Origin of the sequence: Stappia indica (genome assembly GCF_001696535.1) — a bacterium.
GTDB lineage: Bacteria > Pseudomonadota > Alphaproteobacteria > Rhizobiales > Stappiaceae > Stappia > Stappia indica.
This window is the reverse complement of the sequence record NZ_MBQE01000001.1, coordinates 1,312,085-1,332,013: the sequence shown is the minus strand read 5'-3', so window position 1 is coordinate 1,332,013 and position 19,929 is coordinate 1,312,085. Positions and strand designations below refer to the sequence as shown.

Annotated in this window: 16 protein-coding genes, 1 tRNA gene and 1 other RNA gene; 7 read left to right on the top strand and 11 right to left on the bottom strand. The window is 67.0% G+C overall.

The annotated features are described in order from the left end of the window. The first annotated feature begins 45 nt into the window (after positions 1–45). Both BBX35_RS06320 and BBX35_RS06315 read left to right on the top strand, forming a co-directional pair. Entirely contained in the window at positions 46–2,514 is a 2,469-nt protein-coding gene (locus tag BBX35_RS06320; protein WP_067217279.1) for an ATP-dependent helicase, read from the top strand. Between the two features lie 95 nt (positions 2,515–2,609). Continuing rightward, entirely contained in the window at positions 2,610–3,500 is an 891-nt protein-coding gene (locus BBX35_RS06315) for a 50S ribosomal protein L11 methyltransferase (RefSeq protein ID WP_067217277.1), read from the top strand. Between the two features lie 85 nt (positions 3,501–3,585). Here BBX35_RS06315 and BBX35_RS06310 read toward each other — a convergent pair whose 3' ends face one another. Next, positions 3,586–3,810, bottom strand: a complete 225-nt coding sequence (locus BBX35_RS06310) for a hypothetical protein (protein ID WP_067217275.1) — start codon at positions 3,808–3,810, stop codon at positions 3,586–3,588. Positions 3,811–4,077: 267 nt separating this feature from the next. Between BBX35_RS06310 and BBX35_RS06305 the strand changes: the two genes are divergently transcribed. Then, complete coding sequence (locus BBX35_RS06305) at positions 4,078–5,892, top strand: aminopeptidase P family protein (protein WP_067217272.1); 1,815 nt, start codon at positions 4,078–4,080, stop codon at positions 5,890–5,892. A 29-nt stretch (positions 5,893–5,921) separates the two neighbouring features. On the opposite strand, the gene BBX35_RS06300 is transcribed toward BBX35_RS06305, so the two are convergent. After that, the gene (locus BBX35_RS06300) at positions 5,922–7,565 is read right to left on the bottom strand and encodes a chloride channel protein (RefSeq protein ID WP_067217271.1); all 1,644 of its coding nucleotides are present in this window, start codon (positions 7,563–7,565) and stop codon (positions 5,922–5,924) included. Positions 7,566–7,613: 48 nt separating this feature from the next. After that, positions 7,614–8,108 (bottom strand): thioesterase family protein, encoded by a 495-nt coding sequence (locus BBX35_RS06295; protein WP_067217269.1) that lies wholly within the window; start codon positions 8,106–8,108, stop codon positions 7,614–7,616. Between the two features lie 358 nt (positions 8,109–8,466). Between BBX35_RS06295 and BBX35_RS06290 the strand changes: the two genes are divergently transcribed. Continuing rightward, entirely contained in the window at positions 8,467–9,882 is a 1,416-nt protein-coding gene (locus BBX35_RS06290) for an FAD-binding oxidoreductase (protein WP_067217268.1), read from the top strand. Beyond that, positions 9,836–13,810 carry an AsmA family protein gene (locus tag BBX35_RS06285; protein WP_341871211.1) on the top strand — a complete coding sequence of 1,325 codons (3,975 nt, stop codon included), beginning with the start codon at positions 9,836–9,838 and terminating at the stop codon, positions 13,808–13,810. Before BBX35_RS06290 ends, BBX35_RS06285 begins: the two co-directional genes overlap by 47 nt. A gap of 32 nt (positions 13,811–13,842) precedes the next feature. Here BBX35_RS06285 and BBX35_RS06280 read toward each other — a convergent pair whose 3' ends face one another. The 4 genes from BBX35_RS06280 to ssrA form a co-directional block, all read right to left on the bottom strand. Continuing rightward, a complete protein-coding gene (locus BBX35_RS06280; protein WP_067217265.1) occupies positions 13,843–14,088 on the bottom strand; it encodes a ribbon-helix-helix domain-containing protein in 246 nt (81 codons plus the stop codon). 6 nt (positions 14,089–14,094) lie between these two features. After that, on the bottom strand, positions 14,095–14,310 hold the full coding sequence (locus tag BBX35_RS06275) for a DUF4169 family protein (protein WP_410176266.1): 216 nt from the start codon (positions 14,308–14,310) through the stop codon (positions 14,095–14,097). A gap of 47 nt (positions 14,311–14,357) precedes the next feature. Continuing rightward, complete coding sequence (locus tag BBX35_RS06270) at positions 14,358–14,957, bottom strand: SspB family protein (RefSeq protein ID WP_067217262.1); 600 nt, start codon at positions 14,955–14,957, stop codon at positions 14,358–14,360. Positions 14,958–15,169: 212 nt separating this feature from the next. Continuing rightward, positions 15,170–15,538: a transfer-messenger RNA gene (gene ssrA, locus BBX35_RS06265) on the bottom strand. 157 nt (positions 15,539–15,695) lie between these two features. Between ssrA and BBX35_RS06260 the strand changes: the two genes are divergently transcribed. Both BBX35_RS06260 and BBX35_RS06255 read left to right on the top strand, forming a co-directional pair. Beyond that, positions 15,696–16,202, top strand: coding sequence for a YHS domain-containing (seleno)protein (locus tag BBX35_RS06260; protein ID WP_067217260.1), 507 nt, complete (start codon positions 15,696–15,698; stop codon positions 16,200–16,202). A gap of 126 nt (positions 16,203–16,328) precedes the next feature. Beyond that, positions 16,329–17,123: a thymidylate synthase gene (locus tag BBX35_RS06255; protein WP_067217259.1), complete on the top strand. Its 795-nt coding sequence runs from the start codon at positions 16,329–16,331 to the stop codon at positions 17,121–17,123. Positions 17,124–17,175: 52 nt separating this feature from the next. On the opposite strand, the gene BBX35_RS06250 is transcribed toward BBX35_RS06255, so the two are convergent. The 4 genes from BBX35_RS06250 to BBX35_RS06235 form a co-directional block, all read right to left on the bottom strand. Beyond that, entirely contained in the window at positions 17,176–17,937 is a 762-nt protein-coding gene (locus tag BBX35_RS06250) for an ABC transporter permease (protein WP_067217257.1), read from the bottom strand. Further along, positions 17,934–18,860: an ABC transporter ATP-binding protein gene (locus BBX35_RS06245; RefSeq protein ID WP_067217254.1), complete on the bottom strand. Its 927-nt coding sequence runs from the start codon at positions 18,858–18,860 to the stop codon at positions 17,934–17,936. The genes BBX35_RS06250 and BBX35_RS06245 overlap by 4 nt, the downstream gene beginning before the upstream one ends. Positions 18,861–19,022: 162 nt before the next feature. Then, positions 19,023–19,667, bottom strand: coding sequence for a hypothetical protein (locus tag BBX35_RS06240; RefSeq protein WP_141687822.1), 645 nt, complete (start codon positions 19,665–19,667; stop codon positions 19,023–19,025). A gap of 164 nt (positions 19,668–19,831) precedes the next feature. Further along, positions 19,832–19,907, bottom strand: a tRNA-Lys gene (locus tag BBX35_RS06235). Positions 19,908–19,929: the final 22 nt, after the last annotated feature.

Below are 19,929 nucleotides of genomic sequence, written 5' to 3'. Positions count from 1 at the left end.
GTGGTTCCAGATCCGTGACCCAGACCCGTCGAGACACTCTCCCGCATGGCCAATCATCCTGCCGATACCCGACAGTTCCACCAGGACCCGGAAAGGGGGCGGGCGGAGCATGAGGCGCGGGGCAGCGACCTGGAGCGGGCGAGCGGCGGTAGCGGCATTGCCGCGCGTGCCCGCGCGGCGCTGGGGCCGCGTCCGCCCGAACCCGGCTCTTATCTCGATGGCCTCAACCCGGAGCAGCGCGAGGCGGTCGAGACGCTGGACGGTCCGGTCCTGGTGCTGGCGGGTGCCGGCACCGGCAAGACCCGCGTCCTGACGACGCGCATCGGCCATATCCTGGCAACGCGCCGGGCCTTCCCGAGCCAGATCCTTGCGGTGACCTTCACCAACAAGGCCGCCCGCGAGATGAAGGAGCGGATCGAGCGGCTGATCGGCGAGAGCGCGGAAGGCATGCCGTGGCTCGGCACGTTCCACTCGATCTGCGTCAAGATCCTGCGCCGGCATGCCGAACTGATCGGCCTTCAGTCCGGCTTCTCGATCCTCGACACCGACGACCAGATCCGCCTTATCAAGCAGATCATCCAGGCCGAGGGGCTGGACGACAAGCGCTGGACGGCGCGCGCCTTCGCCAGCCAGCTGGATGGCTGGAAGAACCGCGGCCTGACGCCCGACCAGGTGCCGGAGGGCGAGGCGCGCTCCTTCGGCAACGGCAAGGGCCGTGCGCTCTACGAGCAGTACCAGGAGCGGTTGTCGATCCTCAATGCCGCCGATTTCGGCGACCTGCTGCTGCATGTGATCACGCTGTTCCGCAACAATCCGGACGTGCTGGCCGAGTACCAGAACCGCTTCCGCTTCATGCTGGTGGACGAGTATCAGGACACCAACATCGCGCAGTATCTGTTCCTGCGGCTGCTGGCGCAGGGCAACCGCAACATTTGCTGCGTCGGCGACGACGACCAGTCGATCTACGGCTGGCGCGGGGCCGAGGTCGACAACATTCTGCGCTTCGACCACGACTTTCCCGGCGCCAAGGTGATCCGGCTGGAGCGCAACTACCGCTCCACCAGCCATATCCTCGCCGCCGCCTCGCATCTGATCGCCCATAACGAGGGGCGCCTGGGCAAGACGCTGTTCACTGACGTCGTGGACCCGGAAGGCGAGGAAGTGCGCGTCAGCGTCGCCGCCGCCTGGGACTCCGAGGAAGAGGCCCGCGCCATCGGCGACGAGATCGAGGCGCTGCAGTCCAAGGGGCACAGCCTCGACAGCATGGCGATCCTGGTGCGCGCGTCCTTTCAGATGCGCGAGTTCGAGGACCGGTTCGTCACGCTCGGCGTCAACTACCGGGTGGTCGGCGGCCCGCGCTTCTACGAGCGCATGGAGATCCGCGATGCGATGGCCTATTTCCGCTGCGTGGTGCAGCCGGCCGACGACCTCGCCTTCGAGCGTATCGTCAACACGCCCAAGCGCGGCCTTGGCGAGGCCAGCCTGAAGCTGGTGCATGCCTATGCGCGGGCGAACCGCATCCCGCTGATGCAGGCGGCCTCCGACCTGTGCCAGACCGAGGAATTGAAGCCCAAGGCGCGCACGACGCTGCGCATGCTGCTGGCCGATTTCGACCGCTGGCGCGACCTGGTGCCGACCATGTCGCACACCGAACTGGCCGAGATCATCCTCGACGAGAGCGGCTATACGGAGATGTGGCGCAACGACCGCTCGGCGGAGGCGCCGGGTCGGCTCGACAACCTCAAGGAACTCGTCCGCTCGATGGACGAGTTCGAATCGCTCGCCGGCTTTCTGGAGCACGTCGCGCTGGTCATGGACCGGGACGCGGACGGCAACAACGAGGCGGTGTCGATCATGACGCTGCATTCGGCCAAGGGGCTGGAGTTCGACACGGTGTTCCTGCCCGGCTGGGAGGAAGGCCTCTTCCCGCATCAGCGCGCGCTCGACGAGAGCGGACGTGCGGGGCTGGAGGAAGAGCGGCGGCTTGCCTATGTCGGCATCACCCGGGCGCGGCGGCGGGCGAAGATCTGGTTCGCCTCCAACCGGCGCATCCACGGCATGTGGCAGAGCTCGATCCCCTCGCGCTTCCTCGACGAGTTGCCGGCCGACCATGTCGACGTGGTCGAGCAGTCCAGCAATTACGGCGGCTATGGCGGCGGGGGCTACGGCGCCAGCCGCTTCGACACGCGCGATCCCTTCAAGGCGAACTACTCGACCCCGGGCTGGCAGCGGGCGCAGCGCGCGCAGACGCAGGGCGGTGCTGGCGGCGGCGGGTTCGCCGGCCGGATGGGATCGGGCGGCGGCAGGCAGTCGGGTGGGCCGCGGATGATCGAGGGCGAACTGGTCGCCAAGTCGGTCTCCGACACGCCGTCGGCCTTCGACATGGGCGAGCGGGTGTTCCATCTGAAGTTCGGCTATGGCGAGATCGTCGGCATCGAAGGCAACAAGCTGACGGTGCAATTCGACAAGGCGGGGCGCAAGAAGGTGCTCGACAGCTTCGTCGAGCGGCACTGAACGGCGCGCGTTTCCCCATCCAGCGCGAATGCGATTGATGCCCCCTGCGTTCGGGCGCTATAGGGCGGGCGCTGTTTCCTGTCTCCGGAGAGATCATGTCCACCATTCGCGTCCGCATCACCGCCCCCGAAATCGAGGCGAAGCGCATCTACGAGCTTCTGGCGCGCGACTTCGAGGATGACGGCAATCCGGTGACCGTCTTCGAGGCGTCGGCGGACGGGCGTGAGTGGACCGCCGAGATCCTGCTGTTCGACATGGACGAGGCGGAGGCCGCCGAGCTGGTCAAGGATCGGCTGGGTGCGGATGCCTTTGCCGCGCCGGTGGAAGCGGTGGAGCTGGAAGACATCAACTGGGTGGAGAAGAGCCTGGAAGGCCTGTCGCCGGTGCAGGCGGGGCGTTTCTTCATCCATGGCTCGCATGACAGGGCAAAGCGCCCGCTCGCCGGCATTTCCATCGAGATCGAGGCGGCGCTCGCCTTCGGTACCGGTCATCACGGAACGACCGCGGGCTGCCTGATCGAGATCGACCGGCTGCTGACCCGTCGGTCCTACGAGCGGATGCTGGATCTGGGCACCGGTACCGGCGTCCTCGCCATCGCCATGGCGCGGCTGTCCCGCCAGCTGGTGCTGGCAACGGATATCGATCCGGTGGCGACCCTGACGGCGCGTGACAACGCGATCCACAACCTCGCGGGCAACCTGGTGCGCACGGCGACGGCAGCCGGCGTCGACAGCCGCATCTTTGCGGAAGCCGGCCCCTTCGATCTGGTGGTGGCGAATATCCTCGCCCGGCCGTTGATGCGCATGGCCGCCGGTCTGTCGGCGCGCATGACCAGCTCGGCGACTCTCGTCCTGTCGGGTCTGCGCGTGGAGGATGGCCCGCGTATCCTGTTCGCCTACGGCGCGCAGGGGTTCCACCTGGTGCGCCGGCAGAACCGCGACGGCTGGCTGACGCTGACGCTGGTGCGCGGTCGCCACGAGGGCTGAAGCCGCCGAAGAAGCCTGCCCAAAAAGGAACGGGCCCGGCGGAGGAACCGCCGAGCCCGTTTCTGTACAGTCAGTGACCGGCGTATCAGAACGCGGAGGTCAGCGAGCTGTTGCGCTCCAGATCGGCACGGTCGTAGCCGTAGGAGGCGAGCGTGGCGTCGTCGAGCGACAGAAGGTAGCCGTTCACATAGCGGCGAGCCTGACGCTCACGAGCGGTGATCATCGAGTCGAGCGCCTTGCGGAACACGCTCTTGGAAGAGCTGCGCGATACGCCCGAGATGGCGGTGGTGGTCGTGGTGGCAATGGCCATGGTCTTAATCTCCGGTTCGAGGTCTCTAGTTAGAGCTTCCTCCCTCAAACTCTCGAGACAGATTATGGGGAGTGCCGGGCTATGCGAAAAGAGCCATAAGTGCATGGCAGTGCTGCGATTGCTGCATGTGCGAATTCATAATTTTGCAACGCAACAAAGCAGATGCTGAAATCCCCGGCAAAAGCTTGCCTTGCGCATGTGCAAAAGCCGCCCGGGGGCGCATTCAACGCCCTTTCGCGCCGCCGGCTTTGGCGCTAGCGTCAGGGCATGTTCCAGTCTTTCGACAATGTCATCGACCCGTCCGTCGGTTCCGCGCGTTGCGCGGCGCTGCGGCGCGAGCTGGCCCGCAGGGGCCTCGACGGTTTCCTCATTCCGCGTGCCGACGCGCATCAGGGCGAATATGTGCCGCCCAGCGATGCGCGGCTGTCCTGGCTGACGGGATTTGCCGGATCGGCCGGGATGGCGGTCGTGCTGGCCGAAGAGGCGGCGATCTTCGTCGACGGGCGCTACACGATCCAGGTGCGCGAGCAGGTGGACACAGCCGTATTCCGGCCGATGCACCTGATCGAGACGCCGCCGTCCGAGTGGCTGGCGGGCAAGCTGCAGCCGGGCCAGAAGCTCGGCTACGACCCGATGCTGCATACGGTGAACGGGGCCAAGCGACTTGCCGAAGCCTGCGCCAGGGCAGGTGCGGAGCTGGTCGCGGTGGACGGCAATCCGCTCGATGCGGTGTGGGAGGATCGGCCTGAGCCGCCGCTCGGCCAGGTGCGCGTGCACGGGCAGGAGTTCGCCGGCGAGGCGGCGGAAGACAAGATCGCGCGCATGGCCGCAGACGTGCGCCGCGCCGGGGGCGATGCCTTCGTGCTGACGCAGCCCGATTCCATCGCCTGGCTGTTCAACATTCGCGGCAGCGACGTGTCGCACACGCCTCTGCCGCTGTCCTTCGCCGTTCTGCCGCGCGAGGGACGCCCGCAGATCTTCATCGACGGACGCAAGCTCACCAACGCCTCGCGCGACCATCTGGAGGCGCTGGCCGACATCGCCGAGCCGGACGGGCTGACGGGTGCGCTCAGTGCTCTCGGATCGTCTGGCGCCACCGTACTGGTCGATCCCGACTGGGCGGGCGATGCGCTGGCGAGCGCCGTCCTGTCCTCCGGCGGCAAGGTGAAGCATGGCGCGGATCCAGTGACCAAGGCCAAGGCGGTGAAGAACCCGGCGGAGATCGCCGGTGCGCGGGCCGCGCACCTGCGCGACGGTGCGGCCTTTGCCCGCTTCCTGTGCTGGCTGGATGGCGCGGCGGCTGCCGGAGGGCTCGATGAGATCGCCGTTGCCGAGCGGCTGGAGGCATTTCGCGCCGAGACCGGCAAGCTGAAAGAGATTTCCTTCGACAGCATCTCGGCGGCCGGTCCCAATGCCGCGATCTGCCATTACAGGGTCGACCGGGGCAGCAACCTGCCGATCCCGGCGAACAGCCTGTTCCTCATCGATTCCGGCGCCCAGTACGAGGACGGCACGACGGACATCACCCGCACCGTTGCCGTCGGCGAGGTGCCGCAGGACCAGAAGCGCCATTTCACGCTGGTGCTGAAAGGGCATATCGCCATTGCCACGGCGCGGTTCCCGGTGGGCACCAGCGGCGCGCAGATCGATGCGCTGGCCCGTATCGCCCTGTGGAAGGCCGGTCTCGACTTCGACCATGGCACGGGCCACGGCGTCGGTTCGTACCTGTCGGTGCACGAGGGACCGCAGCGCATTGCCAAGACAGGCCATGCGCCGCTGGAGCCGGGCATGATCGTTTCCAACGAGCCGGGCTATTATCGCGACGGCAGCCACGGGATCCGGATCGAGAACCTGGAGCTGGTGACGCCGCCGGCCGCCATCGAGGGCGGCGAGCGGGCGATGCTCGGCTTCGAGCCGCTGACGCTGGCCCCGATCGACCGGCGGGCCGTAGTGGCGCAGATGCTCAGCGCCGAGGAGCGGGCCTGGTTCGACGCCTATCACGCCCGCGTCCTGCGCGAGCTGGGACCGCTGGTCGACGAGACGACGCGGGCCTGGCTCGAGGCGGCGACGGCGCCGCTGTAAGGGGCGCTATAACGGGTAGGGGAGCGCCGCTAGCGGTGCTCCTCGACCTGGTTGTTGATCAGCTCGGCATTGAAGAACCGCAGCGCCCGCACATGGGTGGCGTGGCCGATGACCTTCGTGGGATTGGCCGCATCCACCACCGGCAGGCGGTTGGTGCCGCTCTCGTCGAAGACCTTCAGCGCGGCTTCGAGCGTGTCGTCCAGCTTCAGGCTGGCGCCGTCGGCCTCCGGATCGTGGGTTTGCGGTTCCGCGTCGTCCGGCAGCCGCTCGACGAAATCCGAGACATGGACGATGCGCACCAGCCATTTGTGCGCGCCCTCCTGCAGCATCACGCCGCGCATTTCCAGCTGCCAGTGGAAGTAGGAGCGTCCGTGCACCGCCTGTGTCAGGCCGGTGGCGATGGACACGGCGATCAGCAGCGCGATGGACAGCGCGTAGCCGCCGGTCAGCTCAAACACGATCATCGTGGTGGAGAACGGTGCACCGAGAACGGCCGCCGCCACCGCGCCCATGCCGAGGATCGCGTAGAGACCGTGCGAGGAGGCGAGTTCGGGGAAGGCGGCTGCTGCGATCAGGCCGAAGGCGCCGCCGGTCATCGCGCCCAGATAGAGGGCCGGCGAGAAGATGCCGCCGCCGAAGCGCGAGGCGAGGGTGATCGAGGTCGCAGCCGTCTTGGCGACCAGCAGCGCCAGCATGGTGAGGAGCGGCAGCTCCTGGCGCAGGGCAAGGTCGGTCGCCTCGTAGCCGACGCCGAGGACGCCGGGGAAGACGATGCCGATGGCCCCGACCGCCAGCCCGCCGATCACCGGGCGCAGCCAGAGCGGCATGGAGATGTTGCGGGCGACCCAGTCGGTGCCGATCAGCGCGAACTGGAAGATCACGGCCACGGCGGCACAGGTGAGGCCGAGCAGGGCGAAGGCCGGCATCTCGAGCATCGAGGTAATCTGATACTCGGGGATCGAGAAGGCGGCGATGTCGCCGAACCACAGGCGCGACATCAGCGTGCCGAGCACCGAGGCGATGACGATGGGCACGAAGGCGGTCATCGCGTAGTGGCCGAGAATGACCTCGTGGGCGAAGAGAACGCCGGCGATCGGCGCGTTGAACGAGGCGGACACCGCACTGGCGACGCCGCAGGCCAGCAGGATGCGCCGGGCGGCATCGGGCAGGCGGAACGTCTGGCAGAGCGCGGTGCCGATGGTCGCGCCCAGATGCACGACGGGTCCCTCGCGGCCCGCGCTGGCGCCGCAGCCGAGCGAGGCGGAGGTGAGGAAGGCGGAGGAAATACCGGACCAGAAGGGCAGGCCGCGGCCGCCCTGGACACGGGCCTCGATCACGTCCGGCACGCCGCCGGTGCGCTGCTTGGGCTGGATCGTCTGCAGGAAGATGCCGATGCACAGCCCCCCGAGCGTCGGTGCCAGCAGGATAACCCACCAGGGAACGGTCGCAGCGGCGGTGATAACCGTTTCCGCCGAGGTGCCGAGCCACAGCCACTGAAAGGCGCCGATGGCCATGCGGAACAGGATGGCGGCAATCGCGGTCAGGACGCCGATGACGATGGCGAGCACCCAGACCAGCGGCAGCCGTGTGGAACGGAACAGCCGGATGTTCGGCTTGATCCAGCCCGCCGTCAGCACGGGCAGGCGTTTCAATTGCGTCAGCAGACCGGTCATCGCTCGTCCAGCCGTCCGCCTGGCTCGCTGAGCCTCAAGCGTCTTTCGTCAGCGTCTTTCAAGGGAAATACGTCGCCCGGACCGCTCGGGCCGGCCGAGCACCGCATGGCTCTCCCTCATCTCCTCCAGCCGCTCCAGCACGTCCTGCGGCCATGGCACCACCTTGCGGGCGGCAAGGTCGACATGCAGGGAAACCTGCTCGGACGTGGCCGAGAGGAAACCGTCGTCCGCGTGGTGGAGCTCCTGGTAGAGATGCGCCCGTTTCGCGTCGAAATCAACGAGTTGCACGGTGGCGCGCACGCGATCTCCCCCGTTGAGTTCCCGCAGGTAGCAAAGGTGCGTCTCGGCGGTGAAGAAGGAGGCACCGCGCTCGCGGGCATAGTCGGGGCCAAGGCCCAGATGGATGAAGGCCTCGTCCAGCGCGGTGTCGAAGAGGACATTGTAATAGGCCATGTTGAGATGGCCGTTATAGTCCAGCCACTCGCTCCTGACCTCCTGGATCGATCCGGTGAAAGGGGCCGGCTGGCGGCTCGGCTGTGACATGGCGCTCCTTCCGTCCTCTCGGCTGGCCGGCCTGTTCCGGCTGCGGGTGAAACGGGCGGAAGTCTTTGGCCGGGATTGCCGTTTTTGCTAGTTTGCGCCAAACCTAGTGTGGTGAATTTGAAATGCGCCCTGTTCCCGGCAGCGACCGTAGAAGCGTATTTCAAATTCGAAAACCACACCAGAAACACAAACTTGCTAGTCTCGATTTCGAATCTGAAGTTCGTTGAGAGCGTGCTGCGACCTGTGACGAACCTCAGATCCGGGAGACTAGTCCGAGACCGGCAGAGAACGCAAATTCGCGCAAGGCGCCAGAAGGCGCCGAAGACGGCGGCCATCGATTGAGCGGGAGAGAAGAACAATGAGCCTTGCAAGCCTTCAGGCTGCCGTACAGCGCAACGAGGAAGGGATCGACCTTGCGCTGAAGATCCTGGCGCAGCGGTTCGGCGAGCGCTTTTCCACCTCGGCTGCGGTGCGCGAGCAGCACGGCCACACGACGACCTGGCTGCCGAATCAGGCGCCGGACGGCGTCGTTTTCGCCCGGTCGACGGAAGAGGTTGCCGATGTCGTGCAGGTCTGTGCCCAGCACAAGGTGCCGATCATTCCCTTCGGCACCGGCTCTTCGCTGGAGGGCCATGTCAACGCGCCGGCCGGTGGTATCTCCGTCGACGTGTCGCAGATGAACCGTGTATTGCAGGTCAACGCGGAGGATCTCGACTGCGTGGTCGAGGCCGGCGTGACGCGCACCCAGCTCAACGAGTATCTGCGCGACACGGGCCTGTTTTTCCCCATCGATCCGGGCGCGGATGCGAGCCTGGGCGGCATGGCGGCGACGCGCGCGTCCGGCACCAATGCGGTGCGCTACGGCACGATGAAGGACGTCGTGCTGGCGCTGACCGTGGTGACGGCGGACGGGCGCATCGTGCGCACCGGCGGGCGTGCCAAGAAGACGGCGGCCGGCTACGATCTCACCCGGCTGATGGTCGGTTCGGAAGGCACGCTCGGCATCATCACCGAGGTGACGCTGCGCCTCTACGGCATTCCCGAAGCGGTTTCGGGCGGCGTCTGCCCGTTCCCGGATCTGGAATCCGCCTGCAACGCGGTGATCACCACGATCCAGTCCGGCCTGCCGGTGGCGCGTATCGAGCTGCTCGACGCCAACCAAATCCGCGCGTGCAACGCCTATTCCAAGCTGGAGCTGCAGGAGACGCCGACCCTGTTCCTGGAGTTCCACGGGACGCAGGCGGGTGTGCGCGAGCAGAGCGAGATCTTCGGCGAGATCGCCCGCGACAGCGGCGGCGGCGAGTTCGTCTGGGCCACCAAGGCGGAAGATCGCACCCGGCTGTGGAAGGCGCGGCACGATGCCTATTGGGCCGCGCTCGGCCTGCGGCCCGGCTGCAAGGGCGTGTCGACCGATGTCTGCGTGCCGATCTCGCGGCTGGCGGAGTGCATCGACGAGACCTACAAGGATGTGGAGGCCAACGGCCTGCTCGCCCCGCTCGTCGGCCATGTCGGCGACGGCAATTTCCACGTCCTCGTGCTGGTAGATGTCGACAATCCGCAGGAGATCGCCAAGACTGAGGCCTTCATCGAACGGCTCAACTGGCGCGCCATCGAGATGGGCGGCACCTGCACCGGTGAGCACGGCGTCGGCCAGGGCAAAATGAAGTATCTTGCCCGCGAGCACGGCGCCGGCCTCGACATGATGGCAGCGATCAAGAAGGCTCTCGATCCGGACAACATCCTCAATCCGGGCAAGATCGTCCGGTTGGATTGAGAGCTGCAAGACTGCGCGCAAACGGGAGACCAGGGCGCTGAATTCGATCTACATCACGATCGGCGTAACCGTGATCGCGGTGCTGCTGGCAGCGCTCGTCGGGCCGTTCCTCATCGACTGGACGGCCTATCGCACCACGTTCGAGCGCTATGGCGAGCAGTTGCTGGGCCACCGGGTGGCGGTGATGGGCGAGGCGGAGATGCGCCTGCTGCCGACGCCGACCCTGACCTTTTCCGATGTGCGTGTCGGCGAGCCCGAGGACCCGCTGCTGGCGGTGCAGCGCTTCGAGATGCGCATCGAGCTGCCGCCGCTGCTCAAGGGCGAAGTGCGGATCATCGACCTGACGATGGATCGGCCGAACTTGCGCCTGTCCGTCGACGAGGAAGGGCGGCTCGACTGGTTCACCGCCCGGGCGCGCAACGGGCTGATCTCCGAGGTCGACCCGGACCTCGTCATGCTGGAGCAGGCGACGATCCGCGACGGCGAGCTGACGGTGATCGACGCGCGCAACGGCCGGAGCCACAAGATCGAGGACATCGATCTGCTGGTCACCGCCCGTTCGATGCTGGGGCCGTTCAAGCTCGACGGCATGGCGAGCTTCCAGGGTCAGCGGGCGACGGTGGTGCTGGCGACGGGCCGGCGCGATCCGGCCGGCGGCCTGCGCCTGCGCGCCGGGGTGACGCCGGTGTCCGTGCCGGTGGATCTGGTGATGGACGGACAGTTGAGCCTGTCCGACAGCCGTCCGGGCTATGAGGGGAGCTACACGCTCGCCTCCGTGACGCCGGAAGAGGAGGCGCGGCACGCCTGGCGCAGCGAGGGCAGTTTTGCACTCGACGTCGCGCAGCTCGACTTGAGCGGGGCCAGCTTCCGCTACGGTCCGGAGGACCGGCCGGTGACGCTGGAAGGTAGCGCGGACGTGACGCTGGCGGAGCCCTACCGCTTCGACGTCAAGGCGGCCGCGCGGCAGATCGATATCGACCGCATGGCGGGGCGCGGACCGGCCGAGCCGCAGGCGGCTGCCGAGACCGGCCTGGAACTGCTGGGGGCCTTGCGCGGGCTGCCGCATCCGCCCATCGACGGCAGCGTCGAGCTCACTATCCCCGCGCTCGTGTCCGGGGGCGGGTTGACGCAGGACGTGCTGCTGAAGGCCGACCGGCTGGCCAGCGGATGGCGGATATCCGAATTGTCCGGCCGGATGCCCGGGCGGGGAGAGTTCCTTGTTCGCGGCGACCTCGGCCTGCAGCCGGAGCCGACATTCCGCGGCAGCTTCGCGGCCTCGGTCGCCCAGCCGGTCGCTTTCGCCGACTGGTGGCGCAAGGACGGAGCCCGCGGCATTGCGGCAACGCCCTTCGCGGTGGAAAGCCGGATCGACGCGGCCGAGGGTCACGTGTCGCTTACCGACTTCGCGTTCGAGATTGGCGAGGATCGCGGCGAGGGGGCGATCTCGTGGACGGCGAAGGACGGGGAACGCCCGGTCTTCGAGGCCGACCTCGACGCCAAGCGCATCGACGGCAACCAGGTGGGACAGCTGGCCCGGCTGTTCCTGGGCAACGAGGCGGGACTTGCCGCCGGCATCGCCGGAACCGGGACGGAGTTGGCGCTGAACCTTTTCGCCGAGCAGGTGACCTTCGGCACGCTGTCGGCCTCCTCCACGCGGCTGCGCGCGTCGTACCGGGACGATACGCTGGTGATCGACGAGGCGCAGGTGGCCGATCTCTCCGGTGCGCGTCTCAGCGCCAAGGGGCGGGTCGAGAAGCTGTCGACGACGCCGTCCGGCGCGCTGGAGGTCGATGTCGACGCCGAGCGGCTCGACGGCGTGGCGGCGCTGGCGATGGCGCTGTCGCCGGAAAACCGCCTGGTGCGCGAGTTCGCGAGCCGGCCGGGCACCTTTGCCCCTGCCAAGCTGACACTGACGTTTCAGGGTGAGGCGAGCGGGGGCAACGACAGCGCGGCGACCGAGGCGAGCCTTGTCGCCCGCGGCACGGCCGGCGGCACCAATGTGGATATCAACCTCGGCCTCGACGGGCGGCTCGACCGCTGGCGGGCGGCGAGCGTCGACTTCGAGGCGAGCTTCAGCGCCCAGGAGGCAGCCGATCTGGTGACCCAGCTTGGCGTGACGATGCTGCCGGTCGGCAGCCTCGGCGAGGCGCGGGTGGAAATCGGCGCGGCGGGCACTCCGGAAGAGGGGCTCGAAGGACACGCCCGGCTCTATCTCGGCCAGTCGTCCCTGACGGGCGTCGGCCGGCTGACCCTGCCGGAAAGCGGCAACAGCAGTTACGCCGCCGATCTGGCCGCGCGTGCGCCCGATCTGCTGCCGTTGGCGCTGCTGACCGGCCGCCTGCCGTCGCTCGATGCGTCCGCGGGCGCCGTCGACCTGGCGGCGACGCTGGAGGGCGAGGGCGACCGCTTCACGCTCAGCCGCCTGTCCGGCACGTTTGCCGGGCTGCAGCTCGATGCGGACCTGCGCGTCGACCTGCGCCGGGCCATGGCGAGCCTCGATCCGCAGGTCAGAGGCACCATCTCCCTGTCGGAGCTCGATATTTCGGAGCTGAGCGACCTGCTGCTCGGCGCCGACCAGCTGTCCGCCTCGACCAGTGGCACCTGGTCCGAGGCGGCATTCGGCCCGCCGGTCGTCTCCGGTGTCGACCTGTCGCTGGATGTCAGTGCGCAGCGCATGGTTCTGGCGCCGCTGCCGCCGGCCGGCAACGTTACAGCGCGCGTCTCGCTGAAGGACGACACGCTGTCGCTGGATGTCAGCGAGGCCGGCTTTGCCGGCGGCAAGCTGACCGGGGCCTATACGCTGAAGCGGTCGGCCGGGCAGGCCGGCATGACCGCCTCGCTGCGGGCCGACGGAGCGCGGCTGGAAGAGCTCGTCTGGCGGCGGTCGGGCCGCCCGGTCGCCACCGGCGCGGCCAGCATCAACCTCGATGTCGAAGGCAGCGGCCGCTCGCTCTCCGGGATCATCTCCGGCCTTGCCGGCGGTGGGACGGTGCGCGTCGAAAACGGCGAGATCCGCGGTCTCAACCCCGACGCTTTCGCGCTGGTGATCCGCGCCGTCGATGCGGGGCTGGACCTCAACGACGAGGCGATCCGCAATGCCTTTTCCAGCCATCTGGATGCGGGCGTGCTGCCCTTTGCCGAGCTGGAGGCCAGCGCCTCGATTGCCGGCGGTGTGATGCGGATCAGCAATGCACGGGTCGACAATCGCGACGCGTCGATCTTCGGCAATGCGCAGGCGGACCTCAAGGCATTGACGTTGCAGAGCGATTTTTCGCTGCGGGTGGATCCGGGCGAGGAGGCGGTGACCGGAGCGGAGGCGCAGGTGGGCCTCGTCTTCGCCGGTCCGCTGGCCGAGCCGCAGCGGACCATCGACATCGCGCCCTTCACTGCCTTCCTGACCCTGCGCGCCTTCGAGCAGGAGGTGCAGCGGGTGGAGGACCTGCAAGCGGAAATCACCGAGCGCGACCGGTTGATGCGCGAAATGCGCCGCTCGCGCGAGGAGCAGCGTCGGCGCGAGCGGGACCAGCAGCAACTGGATGAAGATGCCGCGCGGAAGCTGGAAGACGAGCGCGCCGCCGCGGAGGCCCGCCGGGCGGAAGAAGCCCGCAAGGCCGACGAAGCTCGCAAGGCGGAAGAGGCCCGCAAGGCAGAAGAAGCCAGGAAGGCCGAGGAGGCGCGGCGTGCCGCCGAACGCCGGCGGGCGGAACAGCAGCGCGCCGAACAGCGCCGCCGTCAGCAGCAGGCAACGCCTGCGCCGCAGCCCGCTTCCCAGACACCGGCGGCAAGCTTCGGCGAGCGGATCCGGCGGGCGCTGGACGATCCGGCGACCACGGGCTCGTCGAATGGCGAGACCGGCGCAGGCCGGCCGATGCAGCTGCTGCCGCCGCTCGATCCGCCGGTCTTCGTCGGCCCGACGCCGGACCGTTGACCGTACTCAGCTATTTGAAATAAAAGCCTGAATCAGGCGGTGCGGGGCTTTTCCCGGCAATGGGCGAGGGCGGCAACGCGCAGGGCGGAGGACAGCGATGAGGGCAGATCGCCGCTGCCGTCGGCTTCCATCTCGCGGGCATCGTCGATGCGGGCAACGAGGGCCGGCAGGCTGACGTTTTCGGCCTCGGCCATTTCCTCCAGGACGTCCCAGAACTCCGGCTCCAGCGCCAGGCTGGTGCGGTGGCCGTGCAGGGTGAGGGAGCGCTTGGCCAGCATGGGGGATCAGTCGTCCTCGCCCGTGCTTCCGGCGGGGTTGGCGGAGGTGTCGCGCCGGTGTCCCTCGATGTGGACAAGTGCCTTTTCTGCCTCGGCGCGGTCGCGGGATTTCTCGGCCTTGCTGCGCCCGAAAAGGCTGCGATTCTGCGCTGCCTTCTCGTCTTTCTCGCGCCGCGCGCGCGCCTTGCGCGCCTGCCTCAGATTGACGATATCCCCGCTCATCATCCGTCCCCTTGCGGCCGATGCTGCTTGCGCGGTGCGGCCGTTTCTCAGGTCTTCTTGCGGAATGCGTCGAGCGAAACGACGTCGGCGCCGCCCGGCTCGCCGGGCTTGTCCTCGCCGGACTCGGGCTTTTCCGTTTGATCAGAATTTTGCGAATTTTTGTGCTGAACTTGCGAAATCTTGTCCGATTTTGCGTCGCTCGTCGTTTTGTCGACCGCCGCCAGGGCCGCCTCGGCGCGCTCCTGTTCGCGCGCTGCCTCGACCAGTTCCTCCGGAAGCTCCTCGGCGGTCTTGCCGGGCTCGAACTCCAGGGCGAACTGGACGGAGGGGTCGAAGAACCCCTTGATCGACGAGAACGGCACGAACAGCTTTTCGGGGATGCCGCCGAAGGACAGGCCGACCTCGAAGGCGTGCTCGCCGATGGTCAGGTCCCAGAACTGGTGCTGCAGGACGATCGTCATTTCCTTCGGATACCGCTCATGCAGGCGCGAGGAGATGCGCACGCCCGGCGCATTGGTATCGAAGGCGATATAGAAATGATGCTCGCCGGGCAGGCCGACGCGGGCGACCTCGGAGAGGATCTTGCGGACGGCACCGCGCAGGGCGTCCTGAATGACGATATCGTAGCGGATCAGGTCTTCGGCCATCGCACTTACTGAACGTGAGAATCGGGTCGCGCCCAACATGGCGTGCGACGGGGAGAATGAAAAGCGCCGATCGGCGCTCGCCACCGGCCTTTTGCCGCTTGCCCCGCTTTTTTTCGCGAGAACCGCCCGCTGGACGTCGCTTGCGCCGGCCTCGAGGCCCATGCCGCCTGTCCGTCGAACGGATCCGGGCGGGCCGAAGCTGGCGGAAATCGAGTGGAGGCTTCTGTTGCCAGGTGCCTCCGGACCCCGCCTGACGGGGCTAACCGCCAGGGCTTAAAGGACTACCGGCACCGCATTACGCGGCGACAGCGTTGTCCATAGCATAGTTGTCATTTGCAACTATTGAGACGGCCCGATAACGGCGGAACCATGCCGAGCAAAAGAACGACCTTTACACCCTCGTCGATCCTATTTCGCCCCCGCCGAAACCCGCCGACAGACCGTGTCGCGCGGCGGGCTTGGGTGGAGGCGCCGGGTACCGCCCCCGGGTCCGATAGGCTTATTTCGAAGTCCGTTTATCGCCATAGCCGGCTTGCACCGGCACACAGAATATAGGGGCAGGGAGGGCGGCTGAAAAGAGGCCTGCGCCAACTCGTTCGTGCCCTTGGAAAACCCTGTGGGAGGCAGGGGCTGCACGCGCCATCGCAGGCTTGTGAGACGACGTCATTGGCGGGAGAGCGGGTGCCTGCGCTAGAACCGGGTGAGGCGCCGGGACGGTGCGGAGCGGAGGACAGGCGGATGACACGGAAGCGGTCGGGCGGAGTTTCGCGCAGGCGCGTGGTGCTGGCGGCGGCTGCGGTGCTGCTTGCGGCAGGCACGGCCAGCGCCGGCTGGTTCGGGCTCGGCGGCAGCAGCGACACGGGGCAGGTGTTCACCGGCATCGTCGAGGGCGTCGCTGTCGGCGGCTACGATCCGGTCGCCTATTTCACGCAAGGGCGCCCGGTCGAGGGATCGGCGCAGATCACGGCCGAGTATCGCGGCGCCACATGGCGCTTTGCCAGCGAGGCGAACCGGGAGACGTTCGTGGCCGAGCCGGAGAAATACGCCCCCGCCTATGGCGGCTACTGCTCCTGGGCGGTGGCGCAGGGCAAGCTCGCCAAAGGCGATCCGAAGAACTGGGACATCGTCGACGGCCGGCTCTATCTCAACTACAGCGACGACATCCAGTCGCGCTGGCGCAAGGACATTCCCGGCTTCATCGGCAAGGCGCAGGCCAACTGGCCGGGGCTGGCGGCCGGAAACTAGCGGTTCGCGTCGGCCCGCCGGTGGATTGCAGGGACGGGGGCGCACCTTCGCTTGCCCTCGGCGCCGCGGCCGGGCAACCATGACGGTGCAGAGAATCGGACTGACAATCGGTAGGCGGACGGCAGCGTGCGGCAATATCACGAGCTGATGCAGCGCATCCTCGACGAGGGCGTGAAGAAGACCGACCGGACGGGCACGGGAACCATTTCCGTATTCGGCCACCAGATGCGCTTCGACCTTGCCGACGGCTTCCCGATGGTGACGACCAAGAAGCTGCACCTGAAGTCGATCATCCACGAGCTGCTGTGGTTCCTGGCCGGCGACACCAACATCCGCTACCTGAAGGAAAACGGGGTGCGGATCTGGGACGAGTGGGCCGACGAGAACGGCGATCTCGGCCCGGTCTACGGCTACCAATGGCGCTCGTGGCCGGCGCCGGACGGCGGGTCCATCGACCAGATCGCCAAGCTGCTGGAGCAGATCCGCAAGACGCCGGACAGCCGCCGGCTGATCGTCTCGGCGTGGAACCCGGCGCTTGTCGACGAGATGGCGCTGCCGCCGTGCCACGCCTTCTTCCAGTTCTATGTCGCCGACGGCCGGTTGTCCTGCCAGCTCTACCAGCGCTCGGCCGACGTGTTCCTCGGCGTGCCGTTCAACATCGCGTCCTACGCGCTGCTGACGATGATGGTGGCGAAGGTGACGGGATACGAACCGGGCGAGTTCATCCACACGTTCGGCGATGCGCATCTCTACCTGAACCACTTGGATCAGGCGCGCGAGCAGCTGTCGCGGGAACCGCGCGCGCTGCCGCAGATGAAGATCAACGAGGCGGTGACAGATCTCTTCGCCTTCCGCTTCGAGGATTTCGAGCTCACCGGCTACGATCCGCATCCGCATATCAAGGCGGCGGTCGCGGTCTGAGCGCAAAGCGCTGGCGGGCGGGCCGCGAGGCGGCCCGCACCATTTTCCAGGGTCAGGACTTCAGCCGGTAGCCGGTGCGGAAGATCCACCAGATCACCGCAAGGCAGAGCCCCAAGAACAGCAGCGTCATGGCGAGGCTGACGCCGACGTCGACGTCCGCCTGTCCGTAGAAGCTCCAGCGGAAGCCGCTGATCAGGTAGACTACCGGGTTGAACAGCGTCACCTTCTGCCAGAAGGGCGGCAGCATCGAGATCGAGTAGAAGCTGCCGCCGAGAAAGGCGAGCGGCGTGATGATCAGCATCGGCACGAATTGCAGCTTCTCGAAATTGTCGGCCCAGATGCCGATGATGAAGCCGAACAGGGCGAAGGTGACCGCCGTCAGCATCAGGAACAGCAGCATCCAGCCCGGATGCTGGATCTCGAGCGGCACGAAGAGCGCGGCCGTCGCGAGAATGATCAATCCGACGATGATCGCTTTCGTCGCCGCTGCCCCGACATAGGCGATGACGATCTCCAGATAGGACACGGGGGCGGAGAGCACCTCGTAGATCGTGCCGGTGAAGCGCGGGAAGTAGATGCCGAACGAGGCGTTCGACACGCTCTGGGTCAGCAGCGAAAGCATGATCAGGCCCGGCACGATGAAGGCGCCGTAGCTGATGCCGTCCACTTCCGAGATGCGCGAACCGATGGCCGCGCCGAAGACCACGAAGTAGAGCGAGGTGGAGATGACGGGGGAGACGATGCTCTGGAACAGGGTGCGGCCCGTGCGGGCCATCTCGAACCTGTAGATCGCCTTGATGGCATGGATGTTCATGACGGCGTCCTGACGAGGTTGACGAAGATCTCTTCCAGCGAACTCTGCCGGGTCTGCAGGTCGCGGAAGCGGATGCCGGCGGCGTTGAGGTCCTGCAGCAGGGCGGTGATGCCGGTGCGCTCGCCCTGGGTGTCGTAGGTGTAGACCAGCTCGCTGCCGTCGCTGGAAAGCTCCAGATTGTGGGCCGAAAGGCCGGCCGGAACAGCGGATAGCGGATCGGCCAGGTGCAGGGTGAGCTGCTTGCGCCCGAGCTTGCGCATCAGCTCCGCCTTGTCCTCGACCAGGATGATCTCGCCCTTGTTGATGACGCCGACCCGGTCGGCCATCTCCTCGGCTTCCTCGATGTAGTGGGTGGTGAGGATGATGGTGACGCCCGTGTCGCGCAACTCGCGGATCACCCGCCACATGTCGCGGCGCAGCTCCACGTCGACGCCGGCGGTCGGCTCGTCGAGGAACAGGACGCGCGGCTCGTGAGCGAGCGCCTTGGCGATGAGCACGCGGCGCTTCATGCCGCCGGACAGGGTGACGAGCTTGTTGTCCTTCTTGTCCCATAACGAGAGGTCGCGCAGGACCTTCTCGACGATGGCCGGGGCCTTGGGCTTGCCGAACAGGCCGCGGCTGAAGGAAACCGTCGCCCAGACCGTCTCGAAAGCGTCGGTGGTGAGCTCCTGCGGCACGAGGCCGATCAGGGAGCGGGCAGCGCGGTAGTCGCGGACGATGTCGTTGCCGTCGACCGTGACGCTGCCCGAGGAGGCGTTGACGATGCCGCAGACGATGCTGATGAGCGTCGTCTTGCCGGCGCCGTTGGGGCCGAGAAGGGCGAAGACCTCGCCTTTCTCGATGTCGAGGGACACGGATTTCAGCGCCTGAAAGCCGGTGTCATAGGTCTTCGACAGACCGGAAATGGAAAGGATGGGTGCCATGAAGGGGGCCGGATGAAAGAGGGAAACGAAGGAACGCGCATGCGAATGCGGGTTCGAAGGCGCGGCGCGGATGATGCCGCCCCGAACCGGGGTTGGTGGAGCATATAGGAACGAAGGTCCGCTTCAACCAACCCGTGCGAGGTGAAAAACGTTGCGGCAACGTCAAGCGGGGCTGACGGCCCCGATCGCCTCGCGGACCTTTTCCTGAAGCTGGCGCTGACGGTACCACGTGCCGAGGACGTTGTGCACGGTGCCGGGACAGGGGACGCGCGTGACGTCGAGATGCCGGGCGATGAGGTCGACCTGCTGCGTGTCGAGGTCGTACTCGTTGTCGTAGTAGATCACCAGCTTCTCGGGCTGCGGCCGAACCGGGATGCGATGGCGGGGGAAGGGACCCATCCGTATGGCGTCGTCCTCGCAGCGTGTCTCGAACGGCACCAGGCGGCGCTCCAGCGCGTATTGCGGACTGAAGGCCAGCGCGGCATCGAGACCGAGCAGATCGGCATAGTTGACCAGGCCGAAGGCGCCCATTGAGGCGGCGAAACCGATCGTGTGCTCGCCCCGGCTCCGCTCCCGAATGAACGCAAGCGCCTCCTCGATGCCCTCGGATTGGTACCAGTCGTTGCTCGCCGGCACGAGGTTGAGCGTGCGGTAGCCGAGCGGGGCGAGGATGTGATGGGCGAAGGGGCGGCGCGGGCCGTCTTCCGGCATCCGGTTGGCGAGCGTCACCATGACGACATCCTCGCGCGCCTCGGCGGGGACATGCTCGGTAACGGTATAGGCAGGCGAGGAAAAGATTTGTTTCATCAAAGGGTTGCGGGCTATTTCGATGGCGCGAGGCGGAGGCGGAAATACATCGTCCATGATCGCGGCCCGGGGGGTAGTCCGTCAACCTTGCGAGAAGATACAGGTCTTCTGCAACCGGCGGTCCGGTTCCGTGCGGCGCGTCGATGTCAGGAAAGGCAAGGAAGTGGTGGGTGCACGGGGATTCGAACCCAGGACCGGCTGATTAAGAGTCAGCTGCTCTACCAACTGAGCTATACACCCACTAGCCTTTTCGGCTGTTCGG

Coding starts and splice junctions, on each gene's coding strand:
- BBX35_RS06300 (WP_067217271.1), bottom strand. CDS start 7,565: ATGACCGGTCTGCTGACGCAATTGAAACGCCTGCCCGTGCTGACGGCG.
- BBX35_RS06250 (WP_067217257.1), bottom strand. CDS start 17,937: ATGAACATCCATGCCATCAAGGCGATCTACAGGTTCGAGATGGCCCGC.
- BBX35_RS06260 (WP_067217260.1), top strand. CDS start 15,696: ATGACACGGAAGCGGTCGGGCGGAGTTTCGCGCAGGCGCGTGGTGCTG.
- BBX35_RS06240 (WP_141687822.1), bottom strand. CDS start 19,667: ATGAAACAAATCTTTTCCTCGCCTGCCTATACCGTTACCGAGCATGTC.
- BBX35_RS06320 (WP_067217279.1), top strand. CDS start 46: ATGGCCAATCATCCTGCCGATACCCGACAGTTCCACCAGGACCCGGAA.
- BBX35_RS06280 (WP_067217265.1), bottom strand. CDS start 14,088: ATGCTGGCCAAGCGCTCCCTCACCCTGCACGGCCACCGCACCAGCCTG.
- BBX35_RS06290 (WP_067217268.1), top strand. CDS start 8,467: ATGAGCCTTGCAAGCCTTCAGGCTGCCGTACAGCGCAACGAGGAAGGG.
- BBX35_RS06245 (WP_067217254.1), bottom strand. CDS start 18,860: ATGGCACCCATCCTTTCCATTTCCGGTCTGTCGAAGACCTATGACACC.
- BBX35_RS06275 (WP_410176266.1), bottom strand. CDS start 14,310: ATGAGCGGGGATATCGTCAATCTGAGGCAGGCGCGCAAGGCGCGCGCG.
- BBX35_RS06295 (WP_067217269.1), bottom strand. CDS start 8,108: ATGTCACAGCCGAGCCGCCAGCCGGCCCCTTTCACCGGATCGATCCAG.
- BBX35_RS06310 (WP_067217275.1), bottom strand. CDS start 3,810: ATGGCCATTGCCACCACGACCACCACCGCCATCTCGGGCGTATCGCGC.
- BBX35_RS06305 (WP_067217272.1), top strand. CDS start 4,078: ATGTTCCAGTCTTTCGACAATGTCATCGACCCGTCCGTCGGTTCCGCG.
- BBX35_RS06270 (WP_067217262.1), bottom strand. CDS start 14,957: ATGGCCGAAGACCTGATCCGCTACGATATCGTCATTCAGGACGCCCTG.
- BBX35_RS06315 (WP_067217277.1), top strand. CDS start 2,610: ATGTCCACCATTCGCGTCCGCATCACCGCCCCCGAAATCGAGGCGAAG.